Origin of the sequence: Acinetobacter sp. YH12094, from assembly GCF_013419295.1 — a bacterium.
In the GTDB taxonomy this organism is placed as follows: domain Bacteria; phylum Pseudomonadota; class Gammaproteobacteria; order Pseudomonadales; family Moraxellaceae; genus Acinetobacter; species Acinetobacter amyesii.
Window position 1 is genome coordinate 25,656 of record NZ_VPAK01000024.1, and the last position, 20,250, is coordinate 45,905.

Annotated in this window: 23 protein-coding genes; 15 read left to right on the forward strand and 8 right to left on the reverse strand. The window is 41.6% G+C overall.

The features are described from left to right. Positions 1-52: 52 nt before the first annotated feature. Positions 53-1,264 (reverse strand): 3-(3-hydroxy-phenyl)propionate transporter MhpT, encoded by a 1,212-nt coding sequence (gene mhpT / locus FTU34_RS14465; protein ID WP_078193261.1) that lies wholly within the window; start codon positions 1,262-1,264, stop codon positions 53-55. 723 nt (positions 1,265-1,987) lie between these two features. Between mhpT and dapA the strand changes: the two genes are divergently transcribed. Genes dapA through purC form a run of 3 tightly spaced genes read left to right on the forward strand, consistent with a single transcriptional unit; the run spans position 1,988 to position 4,264 of the window. Further along, positions 1,988-2,887 carry a 4-hydroxy-tetrahydrodipicolinate synthase gene (dapA, locus tag FTU34_RS14470; protein WP_078193262.1) on the forward strand — a complete coding sequence of 300 codons (900 nt, stop codon included), beginning with the start codon at positions 1,988-1,990 and terminating at the stop codon, positions 2,885-2,887. 15 nt (positions 2,888-2,902) lie between these two features. Then, on the forward strand, positions 2,903-3,508 hold the full coding sequence (locus tag FTU34_RS14475) for a lipoprotein-34 precursor (NlpB) (RefSeq protein WP_078193263.1): 606 nt from the start codon (positions 2,903-2,905) through the stop codon (positions 3,506-3,508). Between the two features lie 36 nt (positions 3,509-3,544). Then, on the forward strand, positions 3,545-4,264 hold the full coding sequence (purC, locus tag FTU34_RS14480; RefSeq protein WP_078190626.1) for a phosphoribosylaminoimidazolesuccinocarboxamide synthase: 720 nt from the start codon (positions 3,545-3,547) through the stop codon (positions 4,262-4,264). A 334-nt stretch (positions 4,265-4,598) separates the two neighbouring features. On the opposite strand, the gene FTU34_RS14485 is transcribed toward purC, so the two are convergent. Next, complete coding sequence (locus tag FTU34_RS14485; protein WP_180036032.1) at positions 4,599-5,873, reverse strand: replication-associated recombination protein A; 1,275 nt, start codon at positions 5,871-5,873, stop codon at positions 4,599-4,601. A 252-nt stretch (positions 5,874-6,125) separates the two neighbouring features. On the opposite strand from FTU34_RS14485, the gene FTU34_RS14490 reads away from it, so the two are divergent. Both FTU34_RS14490 and FTU34_RS14495 read left to right on the forward strand, forming a co-directional pair. Then, positions 6,126-7,922 carry an EAL domain-containing protein gene (locus FTU34_RS14490; protein ID WP_180036033.1) on the forward strand — a complete coding sequence of 599 codons (1,797 nt, stop codon included), beginning with the start codon at positions 6,126-6,128 and terminating at the stop codon, positions 7,920-7,922. A gap of 20 nt (positions 7,923-7,942) precedes the next feature. Further along, entirely contained in the window at positions 7,943-8,419 is a 477-nt protein-coding gene (locus FTU34_RS14495) for a DUF523 domain-containing protein (RefSeq protein ID WP_078193265.1), read from the forward strand. A gap of 27 nt (positions 8,420-8,446) precedes the next feature. Here the strand turns inward: FTU34_RS14495 and FTU34_RS14500 are convergent, their stop codons facing one another. Further along, on the reverse strand, positions 8,447-8,899 hold the full coding sequence (locus tag FTU34_RS14500; protein ID WP_180036044.1) for a YcgN family cysteine cluster protein: 453 nt from the start codon (positions 8,897-8,899) through the stop codon (positions 8,447-8,449). 167 nt (positions 8,900-9,066) lie between these two features. On the opposite strand from FTU34_RS14500, the gene FTU34_RS14505 reads away from it, so the two are divergent. Next, positions 9,067-9,225, forward strand: coding sequence for a DUF1328 domain-containing protein (locus FTU34_RS14505; RefSeq protein WP_005006601.1), 159 nt, complete (start codon positions 9,067-9,069; stop codon positions 9,223-9,225). Between the two features lie 163 nt (positions 9,226-9,388). On the opposite strand, the gene murJ is transcribed toward FTU34_RS14505, so the two are convergent. Next, positions 9,389-10,930 (reverse strand): murein biosynthesis integral membrane protein MurJ, encoded by a 1,542-nt coding sequence (gene murJ / locus FTU34_RS14510; protein WP_078193266.1) that lies wholly within the window; start codon positions 10,928-10,930, stop codon positions 9,389-9,391. Between the two features lie 86 nt (positions 10,931-11,016). After that, positions 11,017-11,589: a 1,6-anhydro-N-acetylmuramyl-L-alanine amidase AmpD gene (gene ampD / locus FTU34_RS14515; protein WP_180036034.1), complete on the reverse strand. Its 573-nt coding sequence runs from the start codon at positions 11,587-11,589 to the stop codon at positions 11,017-11,019. Positions 11,590-11,787: 198 nt separating this feature from the next. Here ampD and nadC point away from each other — a divergent pair, with 198 nt between their 5' ends. After that, positions 11,788-12,633, forward strand: coding sequence for a carboxylating nicotinate-nucleotide diphosphorylase (nadC, locus tag FTU34_RS14520; protein ID WP_180036035.1), 846 nt, complete (start codon positions 11,788-11,790; stop codon positions 12,631-12,633). A gap of 73 nt (positions 12,634-12,706) precedes the next feature. On the opposite strand, the gene FTU34_RS14525 is transcribed toward nadC, so the two are convergent. After that, a complete protein-coding gene (locus FTU34_RS14525; RefSeq protein WP_180036036.1) occupies positions 12,707-12,949 on the reverse strand; it encodes a hypothetical protein in 243 nt (80 codons plus the stop codon). A 150-nt stretch (positions 12,950-13,099) separates the two neighbouring features. Beyond that, positions 13,100-13,816 (reverse strand): ribonuclease PH, encoded by a 717-nt coding sequence (gene rph, locus FTU34_RS14530; RefSeq protein WP_078193269.1) that lies wholly within the window; start codon positions 13,814-13,816, stop codon positions 13,100-13,102. 176 nt (positions 13,817-13,992) lie between these two features. On the opposite strand from rph, the gene FTU34_RS14535 reads away from it, so the two are divergent. Then, positions 13,993-14,670 carry a TetR family transcriptional regulator gene (locus tag FTU34_RS14535; protein WP_180036037.1) on the forward strand — a complete coding sequence of 226 codons (678 nt, stop codon included), beginning with the start codon at positions 13,993-13,995 and terminating at the stop codon, positions 14,668-14,670. Between the two features lie 37 nt (positions 14,671-14,707). Here FTU34_RS14535 and FTU34_RS14540 read toward each other — a convergent pair whose 3' ends face one another. Then, complete coding sequence (locus FTU34_RS14540) at positions 14,708-15,325, reverse strand: thiol:disulfide interchange protein DsbA/DsbL (protein ID WP_111885097.1); 618 nt, start codon at positions 15,323-15,325, stop codon at positions 14,708-14,710. 182 nt (positions 15,326-15,507) lie between these two features. Here FTU34_RS14540 and ubiG point away from each other — a divergent pair, with 182 nt between their 5' ends. The 7 genes from ubiG to FTU34_RS14575 all read left to right on the forward strand — a co-directional run bounded on the left by ubiG (position 15,508) and on the right by FTU34_RS14575 (position 20,051). After that, complete coding sequence (gene ubiG, locus FTU34_RS14545) at positions 15,508-16,218, forward strand: bifunctional 2-polyprenyl-6-hydroxyphenol methylase/3-demethylubiquinol 3-O-methyltransferase UbiG (protein WP_078190637.1); 711 nt, start codon at positions 15,508-15,510, stop codon at positions 16,216-16,218. Then, positions 16,218-16,916: an HAD family hydrolase gene (locus FTU34_RS14550; RefSeq protein WP_180036038.1), complete on the forward strand. Its 699-nt coding sequence runs from the start codon at positions 16,218-16,220 to the stop codon at positions 16,914-16,916. The genes ubiG and FTU34_RS14550 overlap by 1 nt, the downstream gene beginning before the upstream one ends. A gap of 36 nt (positions 16,917-16,952) precedes the next feature. Further along, positions 16,953-17,702 carry a YciK family oxidoreductase gene (locus FTU34_RS14555; RefSeq protein ID WP_078190639.1) on the forward strand — a complete coding sequence of 250 codons (750 nt, stop codon included), beginning with the start codon at positions 16,953-16,955 and terminating at the stop codon, positions 17,700-17,702. Between the two features lie 168 nt (positions 17,703-17,870). Continuing rightward, positions 17,871-18,290, forward strand: coding sequence for a hypothetical protein (locus FTU34_RS14560; RefSeq protein ID WP_180036039.1), 420 nt, complete (start codon positions 17,871-17,873; stop codon positions 18,288-18,290). A 232-nt stretch (positions 18,291-18,522) separates the two neighbouring features. Then, positions 18,523-18,678: a hypothetical protein gene (locus FTU34_RS14565; protein WP_180036040.1), complete on the forward strand. Its 156-nt coding sequence runs from the start codon at positions 18,523-18,525 to the stop codon at positions 18,676-18,678. A 310-nt stretch (positions 18,679-18,988) separates the two neighbouring features. After that, on the forward strand, positions 18,989-19,399 hold the full coding sequence (locus FTU34_RS14570; protein WP_180024666.1) for an RcnB family protein: 411 nt from the start codon (positions 18,989-18,991) through the stop codon (positions 19,397-19,399). A gap of 241 nt (positions 19,400-19,640) precedes the next feature. Continuing rightward, positions 19,641-20,051 carry an RcnB family protein gene (locus tag FTU34_RS14575; protein ID WP_180036041.1) on the forward strand — a complete coding sequence of 137 codons (411 nt, stop codon included), beginning with the start codon at positions 19,641-19,643 and terminating at the stop codon, positions 20,049-20,051. Positions 20,052-20,250 lie beyond the last annotated feature (199 nt).

Here is a 20,250-nt window from a genome sequence, read left to right on the forward strand (position 1 = left end):
TCGCCATAAAAAAGCCCGCATGATGCGGGCTTTTTTTGATATGGCATGTTCCTTATGATGGAATACGACGTACCAATAACAACATAAATATTGCAGAGATTGCGATACATGGAATTGCCGCGGTAATCACCCCTGCCGCACCAAAACCTGCTGCCAATAACTGACCCGCAATTGCAGGGCCTAACATTGCACCGACACGACCAACGGCTGAAGCTACACCAACACCCGTACCACGTAACTGTGTCGGATACACGATACCACCGAAGGCATACAATACACCTTGGCAACCAATCACGAATGCACCGACTAAAGCTGACGCCATGTACATTTGAGTCAATGAACCTGCACCATTCAGCGCAAATAGACCTGCCAAAATACCGCCATACATCAAAATGATCACATAAGCTTTCTTCCAACGATCAGTCAACATACCTAAAATGATCGTACCAATGGTTGCACTCACCATGAAGTAGAACTGCGCAGTTGCACCATCTTTACGAGTGAAACCGAGTTCGGTGAACAACGACGGTAACCAGCTCAACATGATGTACACCACCATCAAGGTGAAGAAGTAGCTCACCCAAATTGAGAAAGTACGTAAACGGTTTTCTGTGTTAAAGAGGTTTTTGAAAGCACCTTGTTGCACTTCGCCATTGGCAGTCGCTTGAACCGCTTGATCTTTGGCTTTCAAGAATTCACGCGATTCGGGCAGGAACCAAATCATCAATGGAATCACAACAATCGGTAATAAACCGCCTAAATAGAAAATATTTTTCCAGTTTGCACCGAAGTCCGTCATTGCAACTAATGACAAGATTGCCGCACCCACAGGCATACCACAGTACATCAAACCGACTGCACGGCCACGATTTTGTGGCGTTACCGCTTCAGATGCCAAGGTAATTAAAATTGGCATTGCTGCACCTAAACCTGCACCTGCAAGAAAACGTACAGCGAGTAAGCTATGGAAGCTATTTACCCATACCGTACATAAGGTAAAGATGGCGAACATCCCCGTAGACCAAATTAATACTTTTTTACGGCCCATTCGGTCTGCAATCCGACCACCCAACAAAGCACCAGGTAATAATCCTAAAATACCGGCACTAAAAAACACCCCTAGCTGCGAGCTATCCAGCCCGAAATATTCACGAATCCCTGCTGCTGCAATACCTGCAGCCTGAATATCCAGACCTTCGATTACGGCAATAAGGAAGCAGATTGCTACCGTGACAATAGCATGCTTATTATCTGACTTTTCCATTGGAGAATCCTTGTTGTCATCAGCGTTCAAATTAAGTCGCATCATCGCTGAGCCTTATAAAGGATATAACTACCAATAAGTTGAAGCCTTTCGTCCAAAATTGGATTACGTGCATGGTGTAATAGTTTTTGTGCTTTAAGTCACAAAGTCGTAAAAACAATTAAAAATTTAAAATAAAAAAATATGAATCGTGCAATGAACAGTCAAATCAAGCGATCTTTTTAAACACTCATAAAAACATGTCTATTTCTATTAGATATAAAAAAGATTATTACCCAAGTTTTTAACAATCATTTGTAATAAAACCCGAGCGAATTGATATAGTTTTTAAATCTTTAGTCATTGTTATTTAATCTTAAATTCTGATTAAAAAGCACGGAATACACATAGATCAACCTTTTGCTGATGATTTAATCAATCCCATCAACCATGCCAACCCTCTCGATTGAATAACACATTTTCAAGATTCAGCCCTTGCTGAACAATTTTCAGGCTGCAAAAAAACCGCTATTTTACACTTGATTGTTTTAAGTTTGATTTGTATAAAGAATTTTATGGCTTTGACCAAAGCATATTGTTCTTATGCGTTTGATCAGTCATAATTTGCGTAAGCATTATTCAATTTGGGTATAGCCCAATGAACATGCTACAAATCAAAATTCGAAACCATCCAGAAATCAATATTTCATCTTGTCGGATGGACAAATAGGATAGCTTTTCAAAATGACTCAGCAAGCTCAGACCATTCAAGGTTCAATTGTCGCAATCGTCACCCCAATGTTTGAAGATGGCAGCGTAGATTGGAAGAGCCTCGAGAAGCTGGTTGAGTGGCATATAAAGCAAGGTACTAACAGTATTGTTGCTGTAGGGACTACAGGTGAAGCTTCTACCTTGAGCATGGCCGAACACACTCAGGTGATCAAAGAAATCATCCGTGTGGCGAACAAACGCATTCCAATTATTGCCGGCACAGGTGCAAACTCAACCCACGAAGCAATTGAACTCACCAAAGAAGCCAAAGAATTAGGTGCAGATGCGGCATTATTAGTTACACCATACTATAACAAACCTACCCAAGAAGGCCTGTATCAACACTACAAAGCGATTGCTGAAGCTGTTGATTTACCTCAAATTTTGTACAATGTGCCTGGCCGAACCGGTGTAGACATGCACAACGATACCGTGATCCGTCTTGCTGATATTCCACAAATCGTGGGCATTAAAGACGCCACTGGCGATGTTCCTCGTGGTCAAGAACTCATTGAAGGCCTTAAAGGCAAAGATATGGTGGTGTACTCAGGTGATGATGCAACGGCTTATCAGTTAATGGGTTTAGGTGCTAAGGGCAACATTTCGGTTACTGCGAACGTGGCGCCAAAAGAAATGAGCGAAGTGTGTGCAAGCGCTTTGGCGGGTGACGCAGTCCAAGCCGAGCAACAAAACAATACTGTTGCAAATTTACATCAAATTTTATTTTGCGAATCGAACCCAATTCCTGTGAAATGGGCACTTCATGAGATGAACCTGATTGAAACAGGCATTCGCTTACCATTAACACCCCTTGCAGAACAATATCGTACTCCGCTTCGTGAAGCACTCATCACTGCGGGCGTTATCAAATAAAGAAGAGCAAACATCATGCAATTACGTTTAGGACTTAGCCTGGCACTTTCAGTATTTACATTAGCCGGTTGTAGTTCACTTGCCTTTAATAATGGCACACTGGACTATAAACAAACCACAGATGTTGAACCGCTGAAATACCCTGAAGGGTCGATGGTTCGTCCTGCAACGCCTTTGTATCCTGCTCCATCTGTTGACCCACTAGCAATTGAGCATGCACCAAAGCTTGAAAATAAGCGCGGCAATCGCTATGCCCTTCCGCGTCCAGCCGCGGAAAAAAATAATGTCGTTGCAGATTCCTCAACAGACAGTACAAATATTAGCCGCCCTCAACTATTGGTGGATGGAAATCAAAATCCACTGATCAAAGTTGAAGGAAATTCTGCTACAATTTGGCAATACACACTTGCTACCCTCAGCAGCCTTAACCATACCATTGTTGGTCAGAGCAAAAACCGTTACGAAGTAACCGTCAAGGTCGATCAGCAGACCTATGTCTTAAGACTTTCTTCTGTAGGTTCAAGCAATAACATCGCTGTGTTCAATGCCGATAACAGTTTTGCAGACAAAGAAAAAGCTGCAGATCTGTTAGCTCAGATTTACCAAAATTGGCCAGCCTAGTCGTACTAGGCATTTTTTCTCGAAAAAGGTTCCCTCATGTTAAAACAAACCTTGCTCTATACTGGTAAAGCGAAATCTGTTTATGAAACAGATAGTTCTGACCACCTCATCCTAGTTTTCCGTGACGATGCTTCTGCATTCAACGGTGAAAAAATTGAACAATTGGATCGCAAAGGTAAGGTGAACAACCGTTTTAACGCCTTTATCATGGAAAAATTGGCTGCGGCTGGTATCGAAACTCATTTCGAAAAACTTCTTTCTCCAACTGAAGTTTTAGTGAAAAAATTGACTATGGTTCCTGTAGAGTGCGTAATTCGTAACTATGCAGCAGGTTCACTTTGCCGTCGTTTAGGCGTTGAAGAAGGTAAAGAACTTACTCCGCCAACTTTCGAATTGTTCTTCAAAGACGATGCGTTAGGCGACCCAATGGTGAATGAATCACAAGCGATTGCATTAGGTTGGGCGACTGCAGAACAACTCGCTCAAATGAAAGAATTGACTTACAAAGTAAACGAAGTACTTAAAGGTCTATTCGATGCAGGCAACATGCTGCTTGTTGACTTTAAACTTGAATTTGGTGTGTTCCACGACCGTATCGTACTGGGTGACGAATTCTCTCCAGATGGCTGCCGTCTATGGGACAAAGACACTAAGAAAAAACTCGATAAAGACCGTTTCCGTCAAGGTTTAGGCGGTGTGGTTGAAGCTTATGAAGAAGTTGCTGCACGTTTAGGTATCGACCTTTCTGATATCTAAATCGTTCATCGATTTAAAAAACCGAGCTCTTTAGCTCGGTTTTTTAATTAAATATTACTCGATTAATCCATGATCGAAAAAACAAATGTTAACCATAAAAATCCTCTGTTTCACATTTACCCACGTTCACACTAAGATAGCTACATATCAGGCAGCACCAGTATCTATACTTCTCCAATGTGTATGCCGACCAGATTTTCCATCTACCCTCTAGGATGTATCTCCCCAAAGACATCCTATTTTTTCAGCCCAGCTCGCCTTGAATTGGGCTTTTTTTTGCGTGAAATAGACATAAAAAAGGCGACACAGCACCTTGCCATTATGATCATTCAAATCATTGTTGCTGTTGTTGTTGCATCCAACGGCGTTGCTGTAAACGCTCACCTTCGACTTCACGTTTATTGCGTGCAGACTCATACAGCTTAGTGCCTTTCAGTTCAGGCGGCATATAGTCTTGCATGACAAAATGTTCAGGATAATTATGTGGATATAAATAGTCCACGCCATAGCCTTGCTCTTTCATCAATTTGGTTGGTGCATTTCTCAAATGTAGTGGCACAGGTAGATTCGAGGTTTTTTCTGCCAAATCTAAGGCTTTGTTGATGGCCAAATAAGTACTGTTACTTTTAGCACTGGTTGCCAAATACACCGCACATTGCCCCAAAATGATTCGACATTCAGGCATACCAATTGCCTGCACAGATCGGAAACATTCTCCAGCCAGCAATAATGCATTTGGGTTGGAATTACCAATATCTTCTGAAGCAGCAATCAACATACGACGTGCAATAAAGACGGGGTCTTCACCACCTTTGAGCATACGTGCCATCCAATACAAAGCGGCATCTGGATCACTGCCTCGAATCGACTTAATAAAAGCCGAAACTAGATCATAATGCTGTTCGCCCGATTTGTCATAGCGTGCAATATTTTGCTGCGCAACTTTGACTACCACCGCATTGTTAATGATATTTTCTAAATCTGGTTCAAACGTACTGGCGATTAAATCTAAAAGATTTAATGCTTTACGAGCGTCACCTGCGGCAAATTGAAATAAAGCTTCATATTCTTCGATTTGAATATAACGCTCTTTTAAAAACGAATCTTGGTGAATGGCTTGATCCAGTAAGCGCTGAATTGCGTCATTATCCAGAGCATTTAAGGTATACACCTGACAACGCGACAATAAGGCATTATTAACTTCAAATGAAGGGTTTTCTGTGGTTGCACCAATCAGAGTAATTTTGCCCTTTTCAACCGCATTCAGTAAGGCATCTTGTTGTGACTTATTAAAACGATGAATTTCATCAATAAACACCACAGGTGTCAATAAATCTCCACCATCGGCGATGATTTCACGTAACTCTTTCACTCCAGTATTGAGCGCAGATAAACTAATAAATGGTCGGTCAACGGCCTGCGCTAACAACAATGCAATTGTGGTTTTACCTACACCCGGAGGTCCCCAAAAAATAATCGATGGCAAATGCCCTTGGTCAATCATCTGGCGTAACGGTGCATCTTCACCCAGAAGGTGATCTTGTCCAATAATTTGAGATAAATCATGAGGACGCATGCGTTCAGGAAGAGGAATTTGGCTGTCTGACATCTTATTATTTCGTTTCCGGCAATTGGGGACGTTTTTTCTATTCTAACACTGCCTTGGCAGAATCTTTGCTTTATTCGGTATTCAATTTAGGAGGGTGGTTTAATGTCGTTATTTAAGTATCTTGCATGTAAAAAAGCTTAGGCGAATGTTAACTATAATGTAACAAGACTTCCTAGCCCTTATTGATCAAATTAAAGTATCATCGGCAAGATATCCCATTTTAGACTTGCCTGACCCAATTGGACAGATTGTATGAAGCAATCAACAAAGCAAAAGCGAATCGTTCAAGTTCAACAAGGCATTGATCTACCTATAAATTTATTTCAAAAAATGCCCCAAGCCAAGAATATACAATTACAAGATAATCAATGCGCTGAATTACGAGAAAAACTGAATAGTCGTAATCAAATGTTAGATGCTAGTGTCGACTGTATAAAATTATTAAGTCTAGACGGTCAAGTTCTGCATATGAACCGCGCGGGATGTTTAGCTCTGGGCGTACCTCTAACTGAAACTGAGTTTGGTATGTCTTGGCATAAATTACTGCCTGAAGAAGTCCGTGACGCGTGTTTGAATGCTTTTGCCGAAGCCAAAGAAGGTAAAATATCTCGCTTTGTCGGCATGAGCCAAGTAGCAGATGAACCCTTGGCTTATTGGGATAATATGCTCAGCCCAGTATTCAACGAATATGGCCAAGTCAAAGAAATCCTCTGTGTATCACGTGATATTACGATACAGCGACTTGCAGAAAATAAACTTCAACGCATCATTGAACGAGATGATTTAACAGGTTTATTAAACCGCCGTGCGTTTAGTCGAGTATTTAAAAGCCAATTAAAAGTGGCGCGAGAACATCAGCAACAACTGGGTTTATTATTAATCGATCTAGATTATTTTAAGCATATTAACGACACCTTAGGTCATAGTGCAGGAGACCATTTACTGCATACCCTTGGGCAGCGTTTTCAGCAATGTTTTGATACAAATATTGTAGTTTCACGTTTAGGTGGCGATGAATTTGCCATTTCTATTCCAAATTTAAAATCGCAACAACAATTACAGAATTTTGCCAGCATCGCCTGTCAGCAAATGGACATGCCCATTTTCTATAATGGGCAAATTATCAATATTGGTATGAGTATTGGCTGTGCGATCTACCCTCGCGATGCACAAAATACCTCCAATTTACTTAAATGTGCTGATATTGCGCTAAATGATTTAAAAAGCAGTGGTCGTGGTGGTGTACGAATGTTCAACCATACTATGTTAAAAACCCTTGAAAATACTACTCGCCAATTAACGCTTGCACGCAACTTGATTAAGTCCAATCAAATTATTCCGTTTTATCAACCCAAAGTTCGTCTTTCTGACAGTCAAGTTATCGGCTTTGAAGCTTTGCTGCGTTGGTATGATAAAGACCAACAATTACAATTACCTTCTCAAATTTTTGCTGCATTTCAAGATTATGAATTGGCTTCACGCATTAGTGAAACAATGCAAATTAAAATCCTTCAAGATATTCAAAAATGGATTGAACTTGGACTGCAACCGCTACCGATTTCAATAAATGCTGCACCTGTCGAATTTTTACGTGATGATTATGCGGAAAAACTACTGAATCGCTTAAAGCAGTTTGGTATATCACCAGATATTATTGAGGTCGAAATTACCGAGCAAAGCCTGTCAGAACGTGGCTCAAATTATGTGATTCGCGCTCTCCATTTATTAAAAGAGCATGGCATACACATTTCTTTAGATGATTTTGGTACAGGTCATTCATCATTAACACGTTTGAGTAATTACCCTGTCGACTGTATTAAGATAGACCGTAATTTTGTGGAACGCATGCATACCGACTGTTCAGCACTTGCCATTGTCAAAGCGATTACCCAAATTGGTGCGAGTGTTTCCCTGAATATACTAGTAGAAGGTATAGAGAAACCGGAACAGGTCGATACATTAAAAGAATGTAATTGTCATACTGGACAAGGTTTTTACTTTTATCGCCCGCTCAGTTATGACCATGCGATGGAACTTTTGAGTCACTAAAACATGTGGAGCAAGACACGATGACACTGAAGTATTTAGTCAGTGCCTGTCTGGCAGGCCAACCCGTTCGTTATGATGCCAAATCAAATACACAACAAGCGATTTGCCAACTGATGCAGACTCACCAAGTCATTACGGCCTGCCCAGAAATGATGGGCGGCCTGAGCTGTCCACGTTTTCCTGCAGAAATTCAAAATGGTCAAGCCACTGATGTGCTCAATGGTACAGCTCAAGTTAAAGATGTTTTGGGGACAGACGTTAGTGCTGAATTTATTGCAGGTGCTCAACGAATGTTAGAATTGGCCCAATTACACAAAGTTGATGTTGTTGTCTTGAAAGATCGCAGCCCGTCTTGCGGCAGCCATTATATTTATGACGGCAGCTTTACCCGTACGAAAATTGAAGGCTATGGGGTAACCACAGCACTCCTCAAACAGCACGGTTTTCAGGTTCTGTCAGAACAAGACTTTCTGGCTATGATACAAGATCAACTCTAGATCCAAAATTGAGCGTATCTGTGTCCTTTAGCGTACCCAACGCACAATATAATCTTCAATATCGTCAGGGTTGACGTCTTCTTCACTGATGCAACGCCCTGCGGCAGACTTTCGTGCCTTCAAAATACTGTCACGATTTCCCGTCACTAGATGATGCCAACGTGGTAAATCTTTACCTTCAGAAATTCTACGATAAGCACAGCTCGGTGGTAGCCAATGAAATTGGTGAATCTGATGTGGCGTCAGCTGTATACAGTCTGGAACATGTGATTGACGATTTGGATAATCGGAGCAAGATGCCTTTTCACAATCTAAAAGTTTGCATGCCACTTTGGTGTAGGCAACCTCATGAGTATCTTCATCTTCAAGCTTAATTAAACAGCAAAGCCCGCAACCATCACAGAGTGACTCCCACTCCAAATGGGTGAGTTCAGTCAAAGCATGCTTTTTCCAAAAATGTGGGCGTAGAGTATCGGTCATCTTCTCGCTCGCAACAAAGGTGGCAGGCATATTAACTGAACCTGCACATTAATTCTTTGTTTAAGTTACCGAATATTGAACATTAAATAAACAAAAGACTACATAGTAGGTTTTTTTAGCCTCTTATAATGGGCATACAGAATAAAAAATCACATGGAGATAAAACTATGTTCCGCTGGGCTATTATTTTCGCTGTAATTGCATTGATTGCTAGTCTGCTAGGTTTTGGTGGTGTGGCAGGCTTATCCAAAGACTTTGCTGTTATTCTTTTGGTTATTGCAGTCATACTTGCAATTGTTGGTTTCCTCTCTCGAGGAAAAGTTTAGGCGACGGATTGTATGTCGTTTTAAACTACAAATTACCCCCCTTAGACTCATGGATAAGAAACATACGTTTTTATCATCTTGAGTGTCAATGAAAAAAATAAGAGCCTATGTGCTCTTATTTTTTTACATCCACGTAAACTTACTACTTTGTGTGGTTTTAGCTTTATGGTTTTAAATGACGTGGTCTAAAGCCTGTTGCAATTAAGGCGATACCATAAGCAGCAACACCAATCACACATAAGATGATCACTTCCGCGACACGCATCCACGCAGATACATCACCGTTGTACCATGTTAAGCCATACCACAGAGCAGCAATCATCACAGCATTGGCTATCGCAAACTGAATCACCAACTTTTTCCAATGTGCGCCAAAGCGAAAAATATTGCGCTTATGTAAATAAAAATACAGCATCCCTGCATTCACCAATGCGGAACCAGAGGATGCCAATGCCAAGGCCATATGCTCAGCATGCCAATCAATCAGTTTAAAGAATCCAATAAACACCACGTTAAGAATGGCATTGGCTGCGACCGCCATTAAACCTACACGTACAGGAGTTTTGGTATCTTGTTGCGCATAAAACCCTGGTGCAAACACTTTAATGAGCATGAATGAAATCACACCGGCACTCATACATTGCAATGCCAATGCGGTCATCTGTGTATCTTCAAAGCTAAATTGACCACGTTCAAATAAGGCCTGAATAATAGGTGTAGAGAGCATGAAAAGCGCAATACTGGCAGGCACACCCACCAAGATAATGACCTTAGCTGCCCAATCAATCATACGACGGAATTTTTCTTGATCTTGTTCAGCATGACGCGCAGACAACGAAGGTAAAATTACGGTACCTATCGCGACACCAATTAAGCCCAATGGCAATTCGGTCATCCGTTCGGCACTGTATAACCATGACACCGAACCATCTTGCATGAAAGACGCCCAAATGGTGTTCAACAGTAGGTTGATCTGCGTCACTGAGACACCAAACAGTGCTGGCAGCATCAACTTCATGATGCGATCAACACCTTCGTGTTTGAAGTCAACTTTCGGTGGAATCAGTAATTTTTTACGCCACAGCTCTGGAATCTGAATCGCCAATTGCAAGAATCCTGCCGCGACAACAGACCAACCCAAAGCCATAATTGGCTCAGCCATATAAGGGGTTAACCACAGCGCACCGGCAATCATCGCGACATTGAGTAACACTGGAGCGAACGCAGGTGTACTGAATGAGCCATAACTATTCAAAATACTGCTGGCAAATGCCGTTAGGGACATAAACAGTAAGTAAGGAATCGTTAGGCGGAACATATCGGTAGCTAACGCAAACTTGTCTGCATCACCATGGAAACCTGGTGCATAGATATAAATAATCGCGGGTGCCGCCACCATCGCGATGAACGTCAAACTAGTCATCACCAGACCTAAACAGCCAAAAACACGGCTAATCAGAATCTGGACTTCGGCATGGGTTCGACTGGTTTTATATTCAGTCAATACAGGAATAAAGGCTTGTGAAAATGCCCCTTCTGCGAATAAGCGCCTAAAAAAGTTAGGAATACGAAAGGCAACCACGAAGGTATCGAAGTCTTTACCTGCACCAAATACATTTAACAGGACAATATCCCGTACCAGTCCCAATACACGGGACAACATAGTCATTGCACTGACAATGACTGTCGAACGCCAAAGCGCCATCGGTATTTCTCACTTTTGAAAGTGCGCCTATTGTAATGAAACTCGTCAAGGAATTTCATTGGTTTATTAAACGCAGTATGTATTGTTTATTTGTTTTTAAAATGATGTAGCTGTTGACGAAAAGCGTTCCACTCAAAAAATGGACCCGGATCAGTTTTACGTCCCGGTGCAATATCTGAATGCCCTGCAATATGTTGTTGAATTTTAGGATAAGCCTGTTGTAAACACGCCACGACCTCGGTCAGCACGGCATATTGTGCAGCTTCAAAAGGTAAATCATCACTTCCTTCGAGTTCGATGCCTATCGAATAATCATTGCATTCTTTTTGTGCTAAATAGGTTGAGCGACCTGCATGCCAAGCTCGATCATTAAAATTGACAAACTGTAGAACTTCGCCTGTGCGCAGGATCAATAAATGTGTCGATACTTGCATCCCTTCAATAGCTTGAAAATAAGGATGTTTCGACCAATCCAACTGATTTTGGAAAAATTGTTCGATATAACCACCGCCGAACTGAGAAGGTGGCAAACTAATATTATGAATGACGACAAGCTGAATTTCGGTATCTTCAGGACGCTGGTTAAAATTCGGTGATGGAATTTGACGCGCACCTAGCAATTGCCCATCCTGCACCTGAAATGTTGTTGCTTGTGACATAAAAAAATCCTGTGTCTAAGCCGGCCTGCAATGCTGCAGATCAAAACGCCGAGCCCTACTTGAAAGGTTTAATGCTAAAACTTTCACATTGAAATCTCAATTCAAGTCTGTGAAAGGAGTTAAAAATCGCTCATTTTTCATGAACAATGCTAATATAGCGCGCACATTTTCTCGGGTTAAAAAGATACGGAATTTCTTATGAGCATATCGCAATCTTTGCTTGAACAATCTATCCAAATCAATATTCAACACGCACTACAAGAAGATATTGGCGAAGGCGATATCACTGCCCTTTTAACTCCAGAAGATGAACAAGCGACCGCAACAATTATTAGTCGTGAAGATATGGTGCTAGCAGGGCAACCGTGGGTCAATGCGCTCATTCAAACTTTTGATGCAAGTGTACAAGTCACATGGTTAAAAAATGATGGGGAACGTGTCTCAGCAGGTGAGGCTTTCTTAAAATTAGCAGGTTCTGCGCGTAGTTTACTCACGGTTGAGCGTCCAGCCTTAAATTTTATACAAACATTATCTGCAGTAGCGACTAAAACTGCTGCCTATGTCCAGCAGCTTGAAGGTTTGAATACTCGTTTACTCGATACCCGTAAAACCTTACCAGGCCTACGTATTGCACAAAAATATGCAGTTGCTGTCGGAGGTGGTCAAAACCATCGCTTAGGTTTATTTGATGCGTTTTTAATTAAAGAAAATCACATCATGGCAGCAGGTGGCATCCAACAAGCGATTGCCAAAGCACACCAGATTGCACCGGGCAAACCTGTGGAAGTTGAAGTCGAAACTTGGGACGAACTCAACCAAGCGTTGGAAGCAGGTGCGGATATTGTGATGTTGGATAACTTTAGTCAGCAACAAATGATTGATGCCGTCAAACATGTGAATGGTCGCTGCAAACTTGAAGCCTCAGGCAATATCACTATTGCAAATTTACGTGAAGTGGCAACGACAGGGGTCGATTATATTTCGATGGGTGTGCTCACCAAAGATGTCACAGCGATTGATTTATCTATGCGCTTTAATGCCTAACGCTCTAGACTTGCTCTAAACATAAATAAAGGGTGCTATTGCACCCTTTTTGATGCTTAACCTCTAGCATGACTTAATCATCATCTTGCTGTTGTTTAGCTCGTTCAGTTTCATCTTCATGTTCAGAGTCCTTTTCATGCTCCGCATCGTCTTCATGCTGCTCGCGCTCATCTTGATCATCGTCCTGATCTTTTGAGTATTCACTTTGTTCAGATAAACGACCACCTTCACGCTCTTGATCCTGATTCCCCAAAAAATCACAACCACTGATCAAAAATACGCTGAATAAAGAAAAATACATCATCCAATTTTTCATTTTTAGTCCTTCAAAGCATTCTGATCCTATTAATTTGAGTCAAAGACACGCTACTTAATAGCCGATTCTTGTTGGATTTTCTATATTCAGCGCATAAAAAAACGCATCCGAAGATGCGTTCTTTATTCAGTTTAAACTGAATCAAACAACTTACCAGCCTAAAGCTTCTTGTTGTTTTTTGATCAATTCTTGAATGCCTTTTTCAGCCAATTCAAGCATTTCATTACACTGTGCACGCGTAAATGGTTTGTCTTCAGCTGTGCCTTGAAGTTCAATGAACTCACCTGCTTGTGTCATGACCACATTTAAGTCAGTTTGGCAGTTTGAATCTTCTTCATAGCAAAGATCAAGTAATGCTTCATCTTGATACATACCTACAGAAACTGCTGCAACTAAGCCTTTAAGCGGATCTTGTTTGATTTTTTTATTTTCAAGCAAGACATTCATCGCATCGACCAAGGCAACTGCTGCACCTGTGATTGATGCTGTACGTGTACCGCCATCTGCCTGAATCACATCACAGTCGATGCTGATGGTATTTTCACCCAATTTTTTCAAATCGACCATCGCACGTAAGCTACGACCAATCAGACGTTGAATTTCTTGAGTACGACCGCTTTGTTTACCACGTGCCGCTTCACGGTCAGTACGTGTATGTGTTGAACGAGGTAACATACCATATTCAGCAGTCACCCAACCCTGACCTTTACCTTTAAGGAAACGCGGTACTGAGTTGTCGACACTTGCAGTACAAAGAACTTTTGTATGACCAAATTCAACCAATACAGAACCTTCCGCATAACGTGTGTAGTTACGGGTAATTTTTACTTCACGTAATTGATCTAATGCTCGTTGGTCGATACGCATGATGAGTCCTTAATCTGACAAAATTGATTGCGGTACATTATAACAGAAGGTACAGCCAGATTCGGGACGCATTCGTGCGCATTTACAAAATCCATTCATCCAAGTTTTGATAGGCCCATCGTACGACATCAGGAAATTTGTTAGACTGAAGCCACGCAAAATTCAGGACGAATTGCATGTCGATACGGGAAGAACGTAAGCAACAAAGTCGTAAAGCTATCCTTGATGCAGCGCTTGCATTGAGTACCACAGGCCGTTCTTTTAGCAGTCTGAGCTTACGCGAAATTTCCCGTCATGTCGGCTTGGTTCCTGCTGCGTTTTATCGCCATTTTCAAGACATGGACGAACTCGGTTTGGAACTAGTCGACCAAATGGCCCTGCACCTTCGGAATGTCCTCAATCAACTGAGTCAGCAATGCTTTCAAACACCAGATGCACGCACACGACAAAGTCTGGATTATTTATTTCATGCCGTTGAGCAATTTCCTGAGGCATGGATGTTTCTTATTGCTGAACGTTGGGGTGGTTCAGCATTCTTAAGACAAGCCATTACTCGTGAGTTTAATTTTCTCAGTACCGATTTGGCCCATGCACTGGCTCAAGTTGAAGCGACTCAACATATTCAATCCGAACAAGACCTCAAAGTATTGGGACAAATTTTGTTTGAATTGGCCTTGAGTTGGGCAATGCAGTGGATTGACTTACATCGACATGTTGAGCTTCCACAACGTACTGATGCGCTACAACAATTTCGCCGCCAAGCTCAGACCCAAGTTCAGCTCTTATTTCGTGGCATCTTGCACTGGGATCGATCTTTGGCTCAAATCGCTGATCCACAAAATTTATCGCCATAAAAAAGCCGCATCGAGTGCGGCTTTTTTATGACATCTGTTATTTCGCTTTGCGTTCTTTATCAACAAGGAATTTCACGATTTCAACGGTACGTGCATCTTCACCTTGTACGATGTATTTACCATTGACGGTAATCGCAGGCACGCCGCTCAATTGATATTGAGCCGCTAAGCTTTTCGCTTGAGCAATTTTTGAAGACACAGCAAATGATTTAAATGTGCTGTTAAATTTCGCTTCAGGAACACCATAACGGGTGTAGAACTTCGCAAATGCGCCTTGTTCTAAGATATTTTTCTGACCCACATGAATGTCATGGAACAATTGTAAATGTGCTTTTTGACGAACACCCAATGCTTCCGATGCATAGTAAGCACGCGCGCCTTGTTCCCAAAGTGGATTCATTGCTGCAGGTGTACGGACAAAACGTACATCTTTAGGCAATTGCTTTAACCACGTTTGCATATGCGGTTCTAATGTAAAACAATGTGGGCAGCCATACCAAAAGAACTCACGGACTTCGATTTTACCCGGACGTTCGACTTTAATCGGTTTTGGAATAACTGTGTAATCAGTCCCCGCGACAAATTGCGCTGCCATCGCACTGCCAGAAAAAGCCAAAATAGCTGTTGTAATCGTGCCTAAAAGGAATTTTTTCATTGAACTTATCGTCCTCAAAATCATTATGATTAGTTTATGGCAACACTATAAATCAAATCTGTCGATTTCGTTTTCATTCTGTGAACTTTTTTAAGGCTTTTATCGCTTTTTTTTCAGGACGCGCTACACTAACTCCCATAAACTTTTTTCTAAAATATAAAGACTTGATTGAGGTGCAACCGATGTCGCAATTGAATGTTGATCCACAAGAAATTGCCAAATTTGAAGCTTTCGCAGCCATATGGTGGGATCAGCATTCTGAGTTCCGCCCTTTGCACATGATTAATCCCCTGCGTTTGAACTGGATTGATGAGCATTCAAATGGCATCACTGGCAAGAAAGTATTAGATGTAGGCTGTGGCGGCGGTATTTTAGCTGAAAGCATGGCACGTCGTGGCGCGCAAGTATTGGGTATCGACATGGGCGAAGCGCCATTAAATGTTGCACGCCTACATGCCGAACAAGAAAATGTGCAAAATATTGAATATCGCCAAGTGCCTGTAGAGCAATTGGCAGAAGAACAAGCAGGTCAATATGACGTCGTTACCTGTATGGAAATGCTCGAACATGTACCTGATCCAGCATCAATTATTTTAGCGTGTCAAAAACTGGTAAAACCGGGTGGTCATGTATTCTTCTCGACCATTAACCGTAATCCTAAAGCCTATTTGTTTGCGATTATTGGTGCGGAATATGTTTTACGCATGTTGGCAAAAGGCACTCATGATTATTCCAAGTTTATTAAACCTTCAGAATTAGCTCATGATATTCGTCAAGCCGAGTTAAAACTCAAAGATATGACAGGTTTACATTATAACCCGATCACCAAACGCTATTGGCTCGCACCGAATGTGGATGTGAACTACATGGTTCATACGGTGAAAGAAGCCTAATGAAAGCTGTACTCTTTGATCTTGACGGTACACTGATTGATACCGCGGCTGATTTTATTCGTATTATTCAAGACATGTGCCGTGACAAAGGCATTGCGGTGGTCAGTGCTGACGACATTCGTGTACAGGTATCTGAAGGCGCGCGTGCCATGGTCAAACTGGTCTATCCAGAGTTAGACGTTGAAGATCCTGTCTTTCTGACACATCGTCAACGCTTTCTAGATCTGTATGGTGCTGATATTGCAGTTGATACCGATCTGTTTGAAGGCATGTATCCACTACTCGCAGAGTTAGAACAACATCAAATTCCGTGGGGCATTGTCACCAATAAGCCGCGTTCACTCAGTGAAGCGTTGCTCAAAGCGTTGAATTTGACTGAGCGCTGCTCGGTATTGGTTTGCCCAGACGATGTCAGTAAAACCAAGCCAGACCCAGAGCCGATGTATTTAGCAGCCAAGCACATTCATCTAGATGCTCAAGACTGTATCTATGTCGGTGATCATCCACGTGATATCGATGCCGGTCGTAATGCGCAGATGTACACAATTCTTGCGGCTTATGGCTATTTACCTTTACAACACAAAGATGACTTAACAGCTTGGCATGCAGATTGTATAGTGAAGACTGTTGCTGAATTGCATGAAGTCATTCATGATTTGGTCATCAAACCGAAAACGCTCAACACAGCGACTTTATAACGATAGAACACAACACAATAAAACGAGGAGGTACGGATGAAATATTCAGAATATCAACCTCGCCCCGATCTGCTTAAAGATCGCATTATCCTGATTACAGGTGCGGGCGATGGTATTGGCCGTGCGGCTGCCCTCAGCTATGCCTTACATGGCGCAACCGTGGTTTTACATGGACGCACACTGAATAAACTAGAAGTGATTTACGATGAAATTGAAGGATTGGGTGCCCCCCAACCGGCGATTTTACCGCTACAACTGTCTAGTGCCTCTCCTCGTGACTATGAGCTATTGGTCGACACCTTAGAAAAGCAATTTGGTCGCCTAGACGGCATTTTGCATAATGCCGGGATTTTGGGTGAGCGAACTGAACTAGAACATTATCCTGTGGATGTTTGGGATGATGTCATGGCGGTGAACCTTCGTGCGCCCTTTGTACTGACTCAAGAGCTGATGCCCCTACTGCAAAAATCTGAGCATGCCTCAGTGGTCTTTGCCAGTTCGGGTGTGGGACGTGAAGCCCGTGAACGTTGGGGCGCGTACTCGGTCTCAAAAATTGCCATTGAAGCTGTGAGTACATTGTTCGCCAAAGAAAATGAGCATCCCAATATTCGTTTTAACTGCATTAATCCCGGTGCGACACGTACTGCCATGCGTGCAAAGGCGTATCCAGACGAAGATCCAAAAACTTTGCCTACGCCTGAAAGCATCATGCCTGCATATTTATATTTAATGGGTGACGACAGCTTGCATTTAACCGGTGCCAGCATAGATGCTCAAGATGAATAAGCTGAAAGCCAATTTAAAAAGGAAGCTCGCGCTTCCTTTTTTTATGTATTGAATGCCTACAAGACATCATTAACCGACTGATTTCGCGGTGTCCACGCGAAAGTCGACTTGAGTTTTTAGCAAATTTGCCGATACTTGAGGCATTCTTTAAAAACATTGGATTGATACATGTCTGACTTTAGCAATATTACAGTGACTCCAACTGAGGATGGCATGGTTAACCTACTGGTCGATGGTCAACCGATTTCAGCAAAATATGGCATGAAATTCGACCCGAGTATCGTGGACGATTTAAAAGGCTTAGATGTCGGTCAAAATGCAAAATTATTTGAACAATTTATTTTTTCACATACTGACTTAAACTTTGAGCATGCCTATTTCTATGTCACTTGCATTCAAAAACAAGAAACAGGCTATCAAGTGATCACTAACTTTGTTTATCGCATCATTGCGCAAGATCAAGCACCGTTTGAGCATGTGATTACCAAACAAGGTGCAGCAATGACACCTGAAGATATTAATGAATTTATTCAAGCTCATATTCAAAAATCATTAACGGATTATACCGACCTGAAATACGCATACTAATTACGTTCCAAGTGACACATTTAGAACTAAAAAGGGCCATTTGATGCCCTTTTTTTAAACTCTTAGATTAGCATTTGAAATTCAATAAGCTTTGATCAATAGACAGCTTCATTACCCAATTTGCCTTTGATCGTATTTTTAAATTATTTTTATAATAATATTCGGTTTTTCAAATTAAATATAAAAGCATAGACTGTTGGCCATGACATAGACCGACGGCAAGGAGACCCAAATGGCTGATCAAAAACGCAAAATTGAAACCATTCGTTCAATTGAAACCTTACAACTGACTGAAAATTTGATCTCTGCAATGGACGATGCCGAGCAAGCTGAATCTGTGGCTCAAGCGATTTATTCACTCCAATGCCTCAATGAGCAGTGGTACTAAAACCCGAATTTACCCACCGTTTTCATTCCAGTATCTCTACCCTATTTGCCCATCAAGACTTGATGGGCGTTTTTGATCGTGCTTACAATAGACCTCAAATTTGATCAAGACTGCATTGCAAGGATAAAAAGCACGCATTATCGGACCATCGCTTTCAAGATGGAAAGATTGTTCTCGGCGCCAAATTTATCGCATAATATCCGCAATCTCTTCGTTTTATTTAAAGAAATATTCATCTTTCTTCACAGTTTCTCTGCATTTAATGCGTACAGTAGTGATATTGAAGATAAATTACTCATGAGGGTTGAACATGAAAAAGATTTTGCCAATTTTGGCTATTTCTTTCAGTGCTTTAATAGCAAGCAGCATCACGTCTGCAGCGCCTCACTTCAAGAACGATGAACGTGGCTTTGATGGCCCACGCGGCAATGCATATGGTCAAATGAAAAAAGATCGTAATTTCCGTGGTTATCAGGACGATGACGATCTTGAAGATCGACGCCGTATGCGTGAACAACGTGGAGTCAAACGTTTGCAACAACATAAATGGCAAACGGGCTATGTGATGCCACAGCATTATCGTGGTAATGGTTATAAAGTCGATTATAAAGACCATAACTTACCTAAACCATCGCGTAATCAGCAATGGTATAAAATCAATAATGACTACATATTGGTCAACTCAGATAGTAACAGTATTCTGAAAATTTTAGGTATGTAAGCCGTTTTGAATTTAATTTCGCCATATTTTTAAAGCCCAGATCAACTCTGGGCTTTTTTATGAGGTTTTTTTAATGTTTAACCGCAAAAGCTGATGCTGCCTAACGTTCAGATCATTTACACACCTTCAAATTTCCTCCATACATTTCACAATTCAACTATATTGCCCCCACGCTTTCTCTGAACTTTCTCGCTAATTTTGAATCATCGAAAAACAGATTAGAAATGTATAGAGGTGTCCCATGAACACAATCGTATCGAGTTTAGTTCTTTCCGTATCGGCTTTGATGGCAACAACAGCAGCCATTGCTGCGCCAGACCATCGTCAAGATGACCGCCGTTACCATCCGTCATACCAACATCAAGACAACCGTTGGGATAAAGATCACCGTCCGAGCAATTGGAATAACAACAACCGTTATGACAATAATCGCTACGACCGTAATGACTTTCGTCGTGTAAATCCAAGCCGCGATTGGCGTGTTGGTCAAAGCTTTCCTCGTTATTTCGATTCAAGCCGCTACAAAGTGAGTGATCGTGAAGCGCGCCGCTTACCGAACACCGGTCGTTATCAACAATGGTACAAAATCAATGGTGACTATGTGTTAGTCAATGATCGTACCGATCGCATCATTCGCATTAAGAATGGCTAATCATTCGACGATCTCTTAAGTCCCTTTCCCAACACCTGAACACTGTTCAGGTGTTTTTTTATCAAATGGAGGGTAAAACTCTGTCCTTCAGGTCAGAGATATAAGCGACACGACATGAAGTGTCGTTTGATTTAACTAAGGACTATTTTCCTTGAGTTTTGATTGTTAATATAAGTACATGAAAACCCTTAAATTACGT

Coding starts and splice junctions, on each gene's coding strand:
- dapA (WP_078193262.1), top strand. CDS start 1,988: ATGACTCAGCAAGCTCAGACCATTCAAGGTTCAATTGTCGCAATCGTC.
- mhpT (WP_078193261.1), bottom strand. CDS start 1,264: ATGGAAAAGTCAGATAATAAGCATGCTATTGTCACGGTAGCAATCTGC.
- FTU34_RS14535 (WP_180036037.1), top strand. CDS start 13,993: ATGTCGATACGGGAAGAACGTAAGCAACAAAGTCGTAAAGCTATCCTT.
- FTU34_RS14505 (WP_005006601.1), top strand. CDS start 9,067: ATGTTCCGCTGGGCTATTATTTTCGCTGTAATTGCATTGATTGCTAGT.
- FTU34_RS14495 (WP_078193265.1), top strand. CDS start 7,943: ATGACACTGAAGTATTTAGTCAGTGCCTGTCTGGCAGGCCAACCCGTT.
- purC (WP_078190626.1), top strand. CDS start 3,545: ATGTTAAAACAAACCTTGCTCTATACTGGTAAAGCGAAATCTGTTTAT.
- FTU34_RS14485 (WP_180036032.1), bottom strand. CDS start 5,873: ATGTCAGACAGCCAAATTCCTCTTCCTGAACGCATGCGTCCTCATGAT.
- rph (WP_078193269.1), bottom strand. CDS start 13,816: ATGCGTATCGACCAACGAGCATTAGATCAATTACGTGAAGTAAAAATT.
- FTU34_RS14490 (WP_180036033.1), top strand. CDS start 6,126: ATGAAGCAATCAACAAAGCAAAAGCGAATCGTTCAAGTTCAACAAGGC.
- FTU34_RS14500 (WP_180036044.1), bottom strand. CDS start 8,899: ATGACCGATACTCTACGCCCACATTTTTGGAAAAAGCATGCTTTGACT.
- murJ (WP_078193266.1), bottom strand. CDS start 10,930: ATGGCGCTTTGGCGTTCGACAGTCATTGTCAGTGCAATGACTATGTTG.
- FTU34_RS14475 (WP_078193263.1), top strand. CDS start 2,903: ATGCAATTACGTTTAGGACTTAGCCTGGCACTTTCAGTATTTACATTA.
- FTU34_RS14575 (WP_180036041.1), top strand. CDS start 19,641: ATGAACACAATCGTATCGAGTTTAGTTCTTTCCGTATCGGCTTTGATG.
- FTU34_RS14560 (WP_180036039.1), top strand. CDS start 17,871: ATGTCTGACTTTAGCAATATTACAGTGACTCCAACTGAGGATGGCATG.
- FTU34_RS14550 (WP_180036038.1), top strand. CDS start 16,218: ATGAAAGCTGTACTCTTTGATCTTGACGGTACACTGATTGATACCGCG.
- FTU34_RS14565 (WP_180036040.1), top strand. CDS start 18,523: ATGGCTGATCAAAAACGCAAAATTGAAACCATTCGTTCAATTGAAACC.
- FTU34_RS14570 (WP_180024666.1), top strand. CDS start 18,989: ATGAAAAAGATTTTGCCAATTTTGGCTATTTCTTTCAGTGCTTTAATA.
- FTU34_RS14540 (WP_111885097.1), bottom strand. CDS start 15,325: ATGAAAAAATTCCTTTTAGGCACGATTACAACAGCTATTTTGGCTTTT.
- FTU34_RS14555 (WP_078190639.1), top strand. CDS start 16,953: ATGAAATATTCAGAATATCAACCTCGCCCCGATCTGCTTAAAGATCGC.
- ubiG (WP_078190637.1), top strand. CDS start 15,508: ATGTCGCAATTGAATGTTGATCCACAAGAAATTGCCAAATTTGAAGCT.
- nadC (WP_180036035.1), top strand. CDS start 11,788: ATGAGCATATCGCAATCTTTGCTTGAACAATCTATCCAAATCAATATT.
- ampD (WP_180036034.1), bottom strand. CDS start 11,589: ATGTCACAAGCAACAACATTTCAGGTGCAGGATGGGCAATTGCTAGGT.
- FTU34_RS14525 (WP_180036036.1), bottom strand. CDS start 12,949: ATGAAAAATTGGATGATGTATTTTTCTTTATTCAGCGTATTTTTGATC.